The 13,729-nt window shown below is 47.4% G+C and carries 15 protein-coding genes and 1 pseudogene; 13 read left to right on the top strand and 3 right to left on the bottom strand.

Going from position 1 to position 13,729, the window contains the following annotated elements:
* Positions 1 to 277: 277 nt before the first annotated feature.
* Positions 278 to 703, top strand: a complete 426-nt coding sequence (locus ACT3TF_RS13450; RefSeq protein ID WP_225734539.1) for a hypothetical protein — start codon at positions 278 to 280, stop codon at positions 701 to 703.
* Between the two features lie 291 nt (positions 704 to 994).
* Here ACT3TF_RS13450 and ACT3TF_RS13445 read toward each other — a convergent pair whose 3' ends face one another.
* Complete coding sequence (locus ACT3TF_RS13445) at positions 995 to 1,981, bottom strand: LysR family transcriptional regulator (protein ID WP_225734538.1); 987 nt, start codon at positions 1,979 to 1,981, stop codon at positions 995 to 997.
* 23 nt (positions 1,982 to 2,004) lie between these two features.
* Between ACT3TF_RS13445 and ACT3TF_RS13440 the strand changes: the two genes are divergently transcribed.
* From ACT3TF_RS13440 to ACT3TF_RS13390, 11 genes are all read left to right on the top strand, one after another.
* Positions 2,005 to 3,099: an ABC transporter substrate-binding protein gene (locus ACT3TF_RS13440; RefSeq protein WP_096277102.1), complete on the top strand. Its 1,095-nt coding sequence runs from the start codon at positions 2,005 to 2,007 to the stop codon at positions 3,097 to 3,099.
* On the top strand, positions 3,096 to 4,154 hold the full coding sequence (locus ACT3TF_RS13435; RefSeq protein ID WP_096277100.1) for a FecCD family ABC transporter permease: 1,059 nt from the start codon (positions 3,096 to 3,098) through the stop codon (positions 4,152 to 4,154). The genes ACT3TF_RS13440 and ACT3TF_RS13435 overlap by 4 nt, the downstream gene beginning before the upstream one ends.
* Before the next feature lie 2 nt (positions 4,155 to 4,156).
* Positions 4,157 to 4,981 (top strand): ABC transporter ATP-binding protein, encoded by an 825-nt coding sequence (locus ACT3TF_RS13430; protein WP_016239116.1) that lies wholly within the window; start codon positions 4,157 to 4,159, stop codon positions 4,979 to 4,981.
* The gene (locus ACT3TF_RS13425) at positions 4,974 to 5,489 is read left to right on the top strand and encodes a hypothetical protein (protein WP_019282989.1); all 516 of its coding nucleotides are present in this window, start codon (positions 4,974 to 4,976) and stop codon (positions 5,487 to 5,489) included. The genes ACT3TF_RS13430 and ACT3TF_RS13425 overlap by 8 nt, the downstream gene beginning before the upstream one ends.
* Before the next feature lie 12 nt (positions 5,490 to 5,501).
* On the top strand, positions 5,502 to 5,927 hold the full coding sequence (phnG, locus tag ACT3TF_RS13420; RefSeq protein ID WP_081194694.1) for a phosphonate C-P lyase system protein PhnG: 426 nt from the start codon (positions 5,502 to 5,504) through the stop codon (positions 5,925 to 5,927).
* 4 nt (positions 5,928 to 5,931) lie between these two features.
* Positions 5,932 to 6,489 (top strand): phosphonate C-P lyase system protein PhnH, encoded by a 558-nt coding sequence (gene phnH / locus ACT3TF_RS13415; RefSeq protein WP_048766753.1) that lies wholly within the window; start codon positions 5,932 to 5,934, stop codon positions 6,487 to 6,489.
* The gene (locus ACT3TF_RS13410) at positions 6,489 to 7,502 is read left to right on the top strand and encodes a carbon-phosphorus lyase complex subunit PhnI (protein ID WP_016239120.1); all 1,014 of its coding nucleotides are present in this window, start codon (positions 6,489 to 6,491) and stop codon (positions 7,500 to 7,502) included. The genes phnH and ACT3TF_RS13410 overlap by 1 nt, the downstream gene beginning before the upstream one ends.
* Positions 7,499 to 8,311 carry an alpha-D-ribose 1-methylphosphonate 5-phosphate C-P-lyase PhnJ gene (locus ACT3TF_RS13405; protein ID WP_048766754.1) on the top strand — a complete coding sequence of 271 codons (813 nt, stop codon included), beginning with the start codon at positions 7,499 to 7,501 and terminating at the stop codon, positions 8,309 to 8,311. Before ACT3TF_RS13410 ends, ACT3TF_RS13405 begins: the two co-directional genes overlap by 4 nt.
* Positions 8,304 to 9,068: an ATP-binding cassette domain-containing protein gene (locus ACT3TF_RS13400; protein ID WP_016239122.1), complete on the top strand. Its 765-nt coding sequence runs from the start codon at positions 8,304 to 8,306 to the stop codon at positions 9,066 to 9,068. The genes ACT3TF_RS13405 and ACT3TF_RS13400 overlap by 8 nt, the downstream gene beginning before the upstream one ends.
* A complete protein-coding gene (locus tag ACT3TF_RS13395; RefSeq protein ID WP_016239123.1) occupies positions 9,068 to 9,682 on the top strand; it encodes an ATP-binding cassette domain-containing protein in 615 nt (204 codons plus the stop codon). Before ACT3TF_RS13400 ends, ACT3TF_RS13395 begins: the two co-directional genes overlap by 1 nt.
* A gap of 320 nt (positions 9,683 to 10,002) precedes the next feature.
* The gene (locus tag ACT3TF_RS13390; RefSeq protein WP_086961201.1) at positions 10,003 to 10,965 is read left to right on the top strand and encodes a porin; all 963 of its coding nucleotides are present in this window, start codon (positions 10,003 to 10,005) and stop codon (positions 10,963 to 10,965) included.
* A gap of 261 nt (positions 10,966 to 11,226) precedes the next feature.
* Here ACT3TF_RS13390 and ACT3TF_RS13385 read toward each other — a convergent pair.
* Both ACT3TF_RS13385 and ACT3TF_RS13380 read right to left on the bottom strand, forming a co-directional pair.
* Positions 11,227 to 11,838 (bottom strand): annotated as a pseudogene (locus tag ACT3TF_RS13385) (TRAP transporter large permease subunit); the annotation flags it as partial.
* Positions 11,768 to 12,517 (bottom strand): DNA sulfur modification protein DndB, encoded by a 750-nt coding sequence (locus ACT3TF_RS13380; RefSeq protein WP_193057264.1) that lies wholly within the window; start codon positions 12,515 to 12,517, stop codon positions 11,768 to 11,770. The pseudogene ACT3TF_RS13385 and the gene ACT3TF_RS13380, both read right to left, overlap by 71 nt.
* 176 nt (positions 12,518 to 12,693) lie before the next feature.
* On the opposite strand from ACT3TF_RS13380, the gene ACT3TF_RS13375 reads away from it, so the two are divergent.
* Positions 12,694 to 13,701, top strand: a complete 1,008-nt coding sequence (locus tag ACT3TF_RS13375) for a PIN domain-containing protein (RefSeq protein WP_193092730.1) — start codon at positions 12,694 to 12,696, stop codon at positions 13,699 to 13,701.
* The last annotated feature ends 28 nt before the right edge of the window (positions 13,702 to 13,729 follow it).

Here is a 13,729-nt window from a genome sequence, read left to right as displayed (position 1 = left end):
CGTTTCTGATCTTGAGATTGATAGTTTTCCAGCGCTTTTATCTATCCGCTAGGTTGTAGCCATAGGAAGGAAGAACAAATTCAAAGTGAGGAGCCAACAAAGCTATCTCACTGGTAGGTTGAACACCGTAAGGTGGTTAGACGTTATCCATCATCGGCCGCTTATGCATGGCTAGCCTCAAGTACCACGACGATCACTTCCGCGACGGCTAACTTATTAGTATAGCCCCCAGGATAATGGACCAGAGTACATACCCAAAATAAGGGTGCCTAAGATTATGACCACGCCAACTAGTTTGCGCGAAGCTGAGATGGAAGCAAGAGCGCGTCGAGCCGTGATGGAAAGCGGCGATTGGTTAACTGTCGATGAGATATTGCAGTTGCCAGGCGTCCGCTCACGTGGTGATAGTGTTCATCCTGCTCAGTGGAAACAACAAGGTGATATTTTTACTATCAATGACCACGGCACCGATTACTACCCAGCGTTTGGGCTTGAGAAGGATGCTGGCTACCGACCGTATCGCGTCATGTCGAAAATCATCGACATCTTCAAAGAGGATAAAGACGGATGGGGAATGGCCTTTTGGTTTCAGTCGATAAACAGCTATCTTGGCGGGCTAAGGCCCCAGGATCTGATAGCTACAGACCCTGATCTCGTTATTGATGCCGCTCTAGATGAGGTGCGAGGAGTCACACATGGATAGTGAGTAGACCAATATGGGGTAGTGGCAATAACAATCGACACGCTTCAAACGAGCAAAAAAGATAATCAGAGCTCCCCCTAAAGGTGACTTAAGTTATTATGAAGAGCTATCCGTGGAAAGGGGCTATGTCATGTGCAATGGGTCGCCCGCTATACCCCCATAGGGCCATGCCTTTACCGGCGTTGATGTTAGTCTGAATATGCTCACGTGGGTTTAATAACCATTATTTGCGAGGCTACTCATGTCAGCATCAGCCATTTCGCCTCAAAAGCATAGGAATAATGGGCGCGACTACCTGATAGCAGAGGTAATCCATGCTTCACTAAAAGCCTGAGAAATTTGACTCCCCATCATGTATGAGTGACGCCAAAAGCAACCTAATTCACGCTCTGCCGATAAAGCGGGAGGAAGCTCCATCACTGCTAAATGATCCGGTAAATGTACATCTCTTACCCAGCCATACGGCAATAATGCATGACCATAACCTGCGGCAACTAAAGCCATTCGATGCTCAACACCAAGGCCATATGTACGAGTCAAGCCGGAGCTTAATAATTTACTTAAGCCTTCAGTAATTAGCGATGGAACAAAATCATCCTCGCTAAGTGGTAGTAATCCAGGCTCACAGAGCATAAGAGGATGGAGTTCAGGCTGAAGTTTATCGGCTCGCACTAGTAAGACAAAGTGTTCCTTGAATAAGCTTGTATATGCCATCCCCTCAGGAACCGACTGTGCTGCACTAATTAGCAAATCAATTTCACGGTTCTGTAAACGCCGTAACAGACCTTGATGCTTGCCACTAACCAACTCGACTTTAGTTTTACCTGAACGGTGAGCACAAATCTGGATAATCCGTAACAAGTTATCCGGTGCCAGTGAGGAAATCACTCCAATACGTAAGGTTTGCCCAAAGGGAAGAGCTAAGCCATCATCACGTAACCCCTCAAGCCGAGTCACGCCTTCTAAAATTACGGCGATTAAGTCTAAAACTTCCTTTCCAAAGGCAGTGGGTGTTATTTTACTCCCCCTTTCAAAAATGGGCTGTCCGAGAATTTCCTCTACTTTTTTTACTTGATAAGACAAGCCCGAGGTCGAAATACCCATGTCTATGGCCGCATAACGAAAACTACGTTTCATTGCGACGGCCTCAACTAAAAGCAAGTCACGCACAGACACTGCTGCTAGCTTGTTCGAAATTACTTCACGCACCGTCATAAACATTTCGATTCCAATTGATGAAACACTGGCTATAATATTTTTAATCAAAATGATAGTCAATCTCATTCTTAATTGGAGAGGTTATGACCTCAATACCCCGTTGCTTTGCCGTGCTAGTAGCGACAACTTTGTTATCAGGTAACTTGTCAGCGCAAGAATTTAACTTTACTGATGTAACCGGACAGGAAATTAAGTTAGAAGCCCCTCCTAGACGTATCATTACTCTGCCCAATCCAGCTGCAGCTACCTTCATCGCAATAGATGGTTCTACCGAGCTGTTAGTGGGTATGAATGAGGGCTCTAAACGAGCCTTTGAGAGCGGTATGATGAGCGTTATGTTTCCTGAAGCTGTTGATATCTCCAGTGACATTTTGTCGGAAAACGGTGGTTGGATGCCCAACGTAGAGGCCATCGCAGAACTTAAACCGGATTTAGTCATCCAGTGGGGTGAGCGCGGCGATGATATCGTAGCTCCACTTCGCAATGCAGGTTTGCCCGTTGCTCTAATGGTAGGCGGTGGCAATGCGGGTACAGAAGAGCTGGCCCGAGCCAATATGAAAATGGTGGCTGATATCACGGGTAATACTGAAAAACTGTCAAAGCTTATTGATTGGCGTGACCGTGTACAAAGTGAAATTACTACTGGTTTAAAACAAGTAGGCTTTCATGCAACACCAAGCATTTTGCATTTGCGCTCTGCCAAATCCAAGTTGACTGCTACTGGTGAGAAAAGTTATCAACAAACCTTCATCGAGCTGGTTGGCGCTAAAAATGTAGCTCAAGGAGCTGGCGTACAAAGCACTGTTAGCGTGGAACAGATTCTTGAATGGAACCCAGATATTATCTTACTTTCCGCAGCAGAGACGGATGCTGGATTAGAAGCGATATACGACGACCCATTACTTTCTCGCTTAAATGCCGCCGTACAAAAACGCGTTTATAAGACACCTCAAGGTGGATATATCTGGGATAGTGCTTCCCATGAAAGCCCCTACACATGGATGTGGCTGGCCAATCTTACTCATCCCGATATTTTCTCTTTTGACCTACGTCACGAATTAAAAGAAGGCTTCAAATTACTTTATAACTTTGACCTATCGGATGAGCAGATAGATCGAATTCTGCGTATTGCTATGAACGGCGACAGTCACGGTTATCAAGTGTTTCGTAAACAATGAACACATATACGCGATCGATTCACTCGTCCTCAGAAATGGTTGAGCCAGTTACCCTGAGCACTTGGCGTGCTAGTCATTGGCCTCTTTTGTCCCTACTGCTTATAGCGACTGTGCTAATCGGGCTATCAGTAGGTCGATACAGCGTAGCGCTAGATGAGATTGTAGCCATCCTATATGCAGCCTTACGAGGTGATAACTCACAGCATATGGATGCGTTGGTGATCTTGAATGTACGCTTGCCGCGCATATTATTGGCAGGAGTATGTGGGGCTGGGCTTGCCATCTGCGGGGTAGCCTTACAAACCTTATTTCGTAACCCTCTCGTTTCACCTAAAGTGCTAGGTTTATCCTCAGGTTCAGCATTAGGAGGATCACTGGCAATTTTGGCTGGAGTAGGGGGGCCGCTACTGATGGGGGCTACGTTTGTATCAGCATTTGCTGCTCTGTTTTTAGTAGTGCTGATTTCAAATATGGCGGGTCGTACTTTGATGACTATTGTGCTTGCTGGAATTGTTATTGATGCTTTATTTGCAGCAGGTATTTCGTTAGTTCAATATGCCGCGGATCCAGAAACGAGTTTACCTGCCATCGTCTTTTGGCTGATGGGAAGCTTTGCAACGGCGAGTTGGGAAAAATTTGCACAAACTGCTCCTATACTCATTGCCAGCATTTACCTACTGAATAGAATGCGCTATCGCATTGCTGTACTCGCTATGGGTGACGACGAAGCTAAGTCGTTTGGCATCCATGTTGCACGCTCCCGGATGATCGTCTTCGCGTTGATTTCTATCATTATCGGCGCCTGCGTAACCGCATCGGGCGTAGTGGGGTGGGTAGGACTCGTAATCCCACACTTTGCTCGTATGTTAGTAGGCGAAGATCACCGCCGGCTCTATTTCACGAGTCTTATGCTGGGTGCCACTTTCATGATTTTGACTGATACGTTGGCTCGTAGTTTAACTGCTGCAGAGATTCCTTTAGGCGTACTCACAGCTCTAGTTGGCGCCCCCGTCTTTGTGTACTTACTATGCACTCGTCGACGTGAAAGGGCTTAATCATGCAAACCGTCTTTACCTCTCATCTCAGTTTAACTGGAGCGTGCGTACGTTTTAGTGAACGTGTGATTTTTCAGGATTTAAGTTTTAACGTACAAAAGGGCGAAACGTTGGCCATTTTGGGCCCAAACGGACGCGGTAAGACTACGTTGCTAAAAGCTCTATTAGGCTCACAACGTTTAGATCAAGGACAACGGCAGGTACCCCACCTCATCGGCTATGTACCTCAATACCAATACGGTAGTGAAAACCATTGTTGCCTCGATGTGGTACTCATGGCACGAGCCGCCTTGCTTCCCATGTTCAGCCTTCCTTCACAGCGGGATCGTAAGCTAGCTCTTGAAGCATTGGAAAAAGTAGGCGGAGGGCATTTTGCTTATCGTTTATATGGCTCTCTATCCGGCGGCGAGCGCCAATTAGTGTTGCTTGCTCGTGCTTTAGCTACTGGTGCTGAGGTACTCATACTTGATGAGCCGGCTTCAGCTTTAGATTTAGCTAATCAGGACTTATTGCTTAACGTCTTATTCGAGTTACGCCGAGTACGTAGCCATTCGGTCGTTTTTACCACTCACCATCCGCAACACGCTCTGCATCTCGCAGACAAAGTACTGCTGATGCACACCAACGATCAGATTAAATTTGGTCCAGCTGATGAGCTGTTAACCGAGTCTGAGTTATCCCGTTTATACAACGTCAGACTACGCCGTCTAATGGTGCAAACGGGAGAACATTTTCAAAGCACAATCTGCCCGGTTTTTGGAATACGTGAACCGGATCAAGATATGCCCATTTCTTATCCTCTAAACAAAGGTAAATACAATGAGTAACGATACAATCTCCTATCTGGAAAATGGACATGAATTTACAGTCCACTTTGATGAGTTATTAAAATACCACGGTGCCGGTTATCCGGGTGGTGTAGCCCACGGGCTAAAAGTTATGCAGCGAGCCTGGCCCTTGCTAGATAATGGTCGTTTGCCTGAACGACGTGAAATTCGCTGTGTCACAGCCTTTGGAGGCCCAGGGGGTAGAGATGCGATTGAGTTTGTTACCCGCGGTCTTACTGAGGGTCGCTACATTGTTGATAACTCAGTAGGGCTCGAAGAAGAAGAGTCCCCCGGTGGTCGTTATTACTTCCGTTTCGAGTACCGTGGCACCGCTGTTGAAATCACCATCCGTCCCGGACACGTACGCCCCGAGTTCATTCAGTTAGCACGCAAGAAAGACCGCTCACCAGAAGAAGAGATCATTTTGGCTGAAATGAAGCTCGAAATGGGAGAACGCTTGTTAGTCCAGCCCGCAGAAGATATTTACAACGCTACCGTATTATCGTAATAAGTCATAGCCATGAGTCAAGAACGTCAAACTTGGCTCGGGCTACTTGCCCGAGCTAACCGAGATTATCTGGAAAATATCTGGGCTACTTACAATCCGGGTGTGCCTATACAAAAACTCGCTGGCCCTGAAACGGGGTTGGTGCAGCTCAATACACAAGCTTGTAAGGCCTCAGTGTCATTTCAGTTTGGTGAGGCTTCTTGTACTCGCTGCGTAATCGCTATTGGGAAAATTCAAGGTTACGCAGTACATTTGGGCTCCGATCTACGCAAAGCGGAGTTAGCGGCCTATCTAGACGCCTTTCTACAAACGGCCCCCTCCCACCAACGTGAGCTGGTGCTGCACCCTATACGCCAACAGTTAGAGCTAAAAAAGGCTGAGAGGGAGCAGCTGACGGCTGCTACTTCTGTACGTTTCTACACCACACAAAAAACTTAGAATCATGAAAATACCTTTACGATCTGAGCACAGACATGACGATGAGTTACATCGGCAGACGCGTACTTATCGGCGACTACTGCATGCCTTTGGTTACCCAATGCGCATACAGCAACTAGAAGAGCGTGCTATTCATTGCATCGTTGACTGCCTTCTAGACAGCCAAACGACGGTAGCTATTGAGGTGGAAAATAAGGAATTAACAAGCCGTATTTTGAATACAGGCGCAACCTTGAGCCAAACTCCCGAATGGGTTTTTGCAGGTTCTCAACGGCATCACTTACAACATATTCCAGCAGGAAGCCGTGAGGCGCCTGAAAGTGGGGCAACCCTTGTCATGGAAATAGCCGCCATATCACCTACAAACGGGGGGCTTGCTATACGAGCCACCGGTGCAGGACTCAACAAACCACACACTTTATATTTTTCAGGGTTACATCAAAATGTAGTCATTGATCATATTGCTTTTCGTGCCGATTACCCGCGTGGAGTGGACCTACTACTATGCGCTGACACGCAGCTGGTTGTATTACCACGTCACTTAACTTTGGAGATCATTTAATGTACGTACCAGTAAAGGGTGGTGAACAAGCAATTGCTGCTTCCCGTATAGCCGTAGAACGGAGTCGCCGAGGCGACGACACAATCCCCGAGATTGAAATTAATCAAATCATGGCACAAATGTCGTTAGCTCTTGATCGGATCATGAGTGAGGGGGGCTTATACGATCGACGTTTTGCTGCTATTGCCTTTAAGCAAGCTCAGGGAGACATTGCCGAAGCGGTATTTCTCGTACGTGCTCATCGCGCGCAATTAGCCAATTTTGGCTCAAGCCAAAACATAGATCTAAAAACAATGCATTACAGTCGCCACATTTCCGCCACGCAAAAAGAGTTGGCTGGAGGGCAAATTTTAGGCGCCACTTACGACTACACCCACCGCTTACTGAATATGGATTTAGAACACTCTCGCCCTCAGTGCGAGTTACCTAAATCAGTGATAACAGCTCCCTCATCGCCCTCTAGCTCTGAGCCACTGTACGCAGATCTTATCCGCACCGAAATATCTAAAGCTCCGATAGACATTACGCGAACTGTTTTGCCTTCTTTACCTGATCCTTGCGAGCGTCTCGCTCATCTCGCTCGTGGCGAAGAAGGCTACTTAACTGGATTAGCTTACGAGAGTTTGCGTAAAGCCTCAACGAGTCATCCCTATGTAGCGCAATTAATGAGAGGGAGCGTTGAAATATTCGTAGAGCTGGAAGACCTCAATTTAACCGTATCCATTGGTGAGGTTGAGTTAACTGCCTGCACTACTGTGGCTCCAAATTTTAGCTCATCTCCACATTTAGAAGCGGGTTTTGGTATTGCTTTTGGAGCTAACGAGCGTAAAGCCGTCGCCATGGCAATCGTAGATCAGCACTTTAAAATTGAGGGTGCTACCAGTGATGCACTCATGCATACCGACGGAGTCGCTGCATCCGGCTATGTCAGCCATTTGAAATTACCTCATTACTCTGACTTTGATGCTGATTTAGCGCGTTTACGCCGAGTTCAGGCTAAGGAGGAAATATGAATTATGCCTACCTTGATCTACCGTCCAAACAAGAAATACGTCGTAAAACCCTAAAAGCACTCTGTCTACCTGGACGTCAAATACCTTTCTCAGCTCCTGAGCTACCCATTGCCTATGGTTGGGGGGTAGGAGGCATGGCTATTACCGCTGCCTTATTAGAACCGAATGACACGTTAAAGGTAGTCGATCATGGTTCGGATGATACCGTTAATGCCCTGAATATCGCGGATTTTTTTACTAAAACGGCAAACATATCAATTACGACAACAAGCTCAAAGGCTACTCTCATTCAAACGCGTCAGCGAGTCCCTGAAAGCCCGTTGCGGGAAGAGCAAATTGTGGTGTACCAAGTTCCTCGACCTGACCCTCTACGTGGATTTATTAATGATGCGGCCGAAGCACTGACACGGCACGCACATCATGATTACGGTGTCGTGTTAAGCGCTCTATTTGAAACATGGTTGCAACAAGATGAGGCGTGCTTAGGATACGACCACCCTGTGATTGTTAATGATGGGGTCTTAATGTCACCGTCGCCTATTCCTGCTATGGATAACCCCCGCATGGCGATGATGCCTGCTATTCAGATTTTTGGCGCCGCACGCGAGCGACGAATTTATGCATTGCCTGCCTATACACCCTTAGCAAACTTAGCTTTTGTTGACCTGCCTGCTAGCCTGAAAAAAGTCGATACAGCATGTTGTATCTGCGGCTCATCTATTCATTATTTGGATAATATTGGTACGTCAAACACCCCCCATTGGGTATGTTCCGACTCCGAAGCATGCAAGGAGCGCGCTCATGTTTAGCTTGCCAGATCCCGTGCTGACAGCACAGGCTATCTCACTTGAAATAGCTGGGCACCGTATTTTGTCGGATTGTCACCTCAAGCTTTATCCTTCCGAGGTTCTCGCTTTAGTCGGCCCCTCAGGTGCTGGAAAATCAAGTCTTCTGAATATACTTGCTGGACGACAGCTATCTAACAACTGTCAGGCTCTTTCCCTTTTAGGCCAGGATTTACTACGTACCAGTCTTTATCAAACTAACCTTTTACGTCGGCGGGCGTGTGGCTATGTGGCTCAGGATGCCAGCACAACCCTAAACCTGAGACAAAGTGCCGCCACTAATATCGTACGTCGTCTTTTTGATTTAGGTGACAACCGTGCGGTTGATGCACTCAAACAAGCACAAAAATGGGGCCAGCGACTTGGTTTATGTCCAGAACGATTACATGAGCCAGTGAAGAACTTTTCGGGAGGGATGCGCCAACGCGTACAAATCGCTGCGGCCATGATCCATCAGCCGAGCATTTTATTTTTAGATGAACCCACTGCTGGTCTCGACTCAGTCGCTCAAGCAGATTTTTTAGATGTGCTCTCTAATTTGAGAAACCAAACACAGACTGCCATGGTGTTTGTGACTCATGACTTACGTCTAGCTCGACTCATTGCTGATCGGGCCATCGTGATGGATCAAGGCCGCATCGTCAGCGAATCCATTATGGATCGTTTGCTTACTGAGCCTGAGCATCTCATCGCCCAAGCTCTTGTTAAGGCAATGATTTAATGAATAAACCAACTGTGATTTTGCAGTATGAAGGCAATGGCATACATCATGGGCCACTTCGCATAACGGCACAAACAGGGCAGATCGTACAGATCTGGGGAGCGTCAGGCTCAGGAAAATCGACTTTGCTCTCACGAATTTGGGGAAGTCGAAGCTTAGGAACGGCACACTTGTGCATACGAACCCACGATCAGCAGTTCACACCAAGCACAATGACACCCGCCCACTTTGCATTTCTACGCTCACGATTAATGTCGTACGTAGGGCAACATCCTACCGTACTACCTCGCGAAAAACTTGTGGATTGGTTTGCTCTAGTCCCCACAAAGACAGTACTCGACGGACTAAGACTGCTGGACCTCTCTCCTAGCTTACTCTCTCGCTATGCCTGTGATGTCTCTGGTGGTGAACTACAGCGTTTTATGTTGCTTCACGCTTATTTTTCTTCTCCTCCAATCTTACTTTTAGATGAGCCCTGTACAGGATTGGATCCAGAGCGTAGTCATCAGGTGAGCACGCTTTTATTACAGGCTAAAGCCGCTCAGAAACTGGTTATTTACACCAGTCATACGAGTGCCAGTTGGGTGGATCAGTCAATCTCTTTAGACGGTTAAACCGTCTACATTTAATTTAACCTGGAAAAGTACTCATAATGAAAAAAATTTTATTGGGATCTGCGTTGAGTGTAGGTTGCCTAAACTTCGTTCATGCCGATACCTCAGTCACACTGGTAATCCCCCCACCAAACCGTAGTGCTTTAAAGTAGAATTTCTCGCAAAGGAAATTCAATGAAAAAGTCTCCCGCTTTGGCTGAGTGAGCGGCTTATTAATGCCTACGCCATACAACATTTAATAAAAAAGAGGAGGGCCAAAAAGAAAAAAAATCTCACGGCAGTGTAAAAAAAAACTCAAAAAGATAAATCAGGGAGTAAACATGTTGTTGAACAACAAAAAATGCCATGGCATTTCTACATTGGCACTAGTAGCAGGTTTAGGGTTTTCAGGAACCACACAGGCATTCAATGTGTATGAAGACGGAGAAACTTACTTTGACCTATATGGCCGTATACACTTGACGTTAAACAACGATGACGGTAACGACTATATTAGTGAAGAAGGTTCACGCCTTGGCTTTAAAGCTGGACATAGGATAAATCCTAAGCTAGAGGGTTTTATAAGAGCCGAGTTTAGATTCACCGCTAATGATCGTGACGAGGCACGGCCTAACGTCATTGATGATATAAGGAACACATATGTAGGGCTACGATTTGAAGACGTCGGAGCCGTAAAGGTTGGTAACTTTGACTCCATCTATTATCAGAACATATCCAAGGTTATCAATGTAAGAAATACTGTGGATTGGCGAGCCTTGGCAAAAGGTGGTGCCCGCGCCCGTGGAAACTCTATCTCTTTTGAATCCCAAAGTTTCGATGGCTTCAGCCTGGGTGTCGCTGGAAAGCTCGATCCAGAAGATGAAGATGCAGGTGAAGAAGAAACACTTAACCTAATGGGATATGTAGCCTATGAAACAGGCCCGGTACGTTTTGCCGCTGGCTATGATGAAGCAGAAGGTGATGATGATGCTCTACTCGGGGCAAGCGTAACCTACAAAATATCTCCACAGCTAAGTGTCGGTGCGTTATTTGAAGAGCAGGGAGATATTCGTCATTATGGTATAGCACCCGTTTTTAGTTACTCAGAAGGCAAAATATACGGGAACGTCAGCTATATGGAAAATAGTGACATGAATTTGAGTGACGTCCAATACGTTGCGGGTGGCAGCTACCGGCTTAGTGATCCAATGTTTGTATATTTAGAATATGCTAGCAGTACAGATAGGGAGATCAATGCGATTGATAAGGATTGGTGGGCTTTAGGGGTTCGATACGATTTCTAAGTTTCACAGAGCCCATTAATACAGGTCTACACAGCACCCCGAAAGTTGAACTCCCAGTTCGACCTTCGGGGTTTAAATCTCGATAGCCTCAAAAATCAAGCGCAACGCCGGTGGAGCTGGTGAAATTGATCCGCCGCATGTCGGGGTGGGCAATTAGATGGTGCACAGCCGGGTACTGCCCGGAAACCTTCATGATGAAGGTATTACCGCACACCACAGAGACATAGCGCTGGCTTGGGTACAGGCAAGCGTACTCACCAACTAGAGCAGAAACAGCGTGCTCAAAATGGGGAAGGCGATTAATAGCGCTAGTCGTATTAAGTCAGAAACCACAAAAGGCGCCACCCCTTTAAATATCTCCCCTAGCCCGACATGTGGCGCCATCGCTTTAATCACAAACACGTTCATCCCCACCGGCGGGGTCATTAGTCCCAGCTCAACGGTCAGTACGGTCAAAATACCGAACCACACCGGGTCGATGCCCATCGCCTGAATAATCGGGTAAACCACCGGCACGGTGATCACCAGCATCGCGATGGAGTCCATGAACATGCCCAGCACGAAGTAGAGCGCCAGGATGCACAGCACGACGACGATGGGCGTTAGATCCATACCGTAGAGTAGGTCAGTGATGGAGAACGAAATGCGCGACACCGAAATGAAGTAACCCAGCGTTTCGGCCCCTACCAGCATAAAGAACACTACCGCGGAGAGCGCCAATGTCTCTTGTACGCTATGCCATAGCTGCGCGCCGCGCATGCCTTTCGCTAAGGCGTAGAGCAGCGTAGCGAATGCCCCAACGCTAGCGCCTTCCGTCGGCGTAAAGGCACCAAAATAGATACCTAAAATCATCACCAGGAAAACGCCAAAAAAGGTACTGGCCAATGTCGCGGGCACGCTTCTCGTTGAGGCTGCGCTGGGCGCGCAGCTCGGGCGGCACGTCCTCTTCATCGAAGACGAACAGCTTGACCAGAACCCCATAGGGAATTTGGGCTATGTAGTATTCCTTGCCCGCCTGGATGCCGCGCACGGCCGGGAACGAGTAGGTGTGTTCCTGGGCGGCCTCGGTGATTTCGCTGGCCGCTGCCTCCCGGCGAGCCGCCGCTTCGGCGCGCTCTTGGCGCTCGGCCTCGACACGCTCGATCTCGGATCGGGCCTGGGCACCATAGCGCTCCACCAGCTCATCGAAGGACAAGCCCAGCGCCGCTAGGCGCCCAGCGTGACGCTCTACCCGGTCGCCCTGAGCCTCGGCATGAGCTGCGCGCTCGGGGTTGTACAGTCCCGGCTCCCAGATCGCTACCAGCAGCGCCACAGCTTCCGACTCCTGGCGTTGCTCCAGGGCAGCCGCCAGAACTTGCGGGTAACGCTCGCCCTTATCTAGCTTGTTCTCGTTCTCGACCACCACGAACGCCTCCAGCGTCTCGGCCTGACGATTCAAGCGGTGCGCTGCGTCGGTAGCGGCATGATCAGCCTTGTGGCCGGACACCACCTCGGCGGATTGGTAGGTCTTCGGGGTGCGGGCGTGGGTTACGACCGTCTCGGTTACGCTCATGACATAGAACATGGTGCTAACTCCTTTGGTTTGTCCCAGCCGGGGATGGAATGGGTTTTGGAATTCCGAGAATCAAATTGGCTAAAAAATGCATCGAAGCCGACGCTCGTACCCCGCGCGCTTTATGCGGGCGTTAACTTGAGCCAGAACCAATGACAAGGGAGAATAAGGATCATATGAATTACATCTTTCTCGATACATGTGTTTTGCTAGATGTTTCTACGAAAAGAAGTGATCTCCCTCTTGTGTCTGCACTAGAGGAGCTGGTGAGTTCGAACAGCGTAAAATTAGTCTTGGCTGACCTGGTTATTGATGAGTATGAGCGAAATAAGGAGAGTGTGGCGAAGAAAACTGCGCAACGACTGTCTCAAGAATTTAAGCAGGTCAAGGCTGTGGTAAATGAGTTTGCTGGTGAAAAGCAAGGAGCGACCATAGACGTTCTGAATGATATCAATGCAAGACTGCCCCTTTTAACCGAGGCAAATTACGCAACTATCCATAGAGTTGAAAGACTAATTGAATCGGCAGTGGTAACTCCAGTTAGTGAGCGTTCAAAAATCGCTGCCATTCAACGTGGACTAGAAAAAAGAGCGCCTTTTCATATAAACAAAAACTCTGTCGCAGATGCTGTTATCATTGAGCAGTTTTTTGAGTTTATGAGTAGCCTAAATCGTAGCTGTGATACTTGTATTTTTGTTACCCATAACCATAACGACTTTTCCTCGAAAGATCATCGAAAACCGCACTCGGATTTTGACGAGATATTTTCATTTTCTAATTCTTTATATTTCAATAATCTAACTCCAGCTATTGACCACATTGATCCTGATTTGCTTGCCGAAGTCGAGTTTGAACATGATTTTTCAGAAGAAACCAGAGGGTTGAGAGAAATATTAGACTCCATGGATGAGCTTGTCGATAAGGTCTGGTACAACCGTCATCAAAACCGTATATGGCTCATCGAAAACGGTGAAATTGAAATCGTTCCTGAAGGAACTGAGCGCTATGGCTCAGATGTAATTCATGATCATATCCTCCAAGGTGCTATTAAATCAGCTGAACGCATTGAAGAGAAATATGAAGATACAGGCCCATGGAGTGACTTTGAGTGGGGAATAATCAACGGGAAGTTATCAGCGCTGCGTTGGGTTCTAGGTGACGAATGGGATATGTTGGACACCTAAGTTAACGAAGCATTACAGATAGATAGTT

The sequence above is a fragment of the Halomonas sp. AOP25-F1-15 genome, assembly GCF_052378675.1.
Lineage (GTDB): Bacteria > Pseudomonadota > Gammaproteobacteria > Pseudomonadales > Halomonadaceae > Vreelandella > Vreelandella casei.
This window is presented reverse-complemented; position numbering and strand designations above follow the sequence as displayed.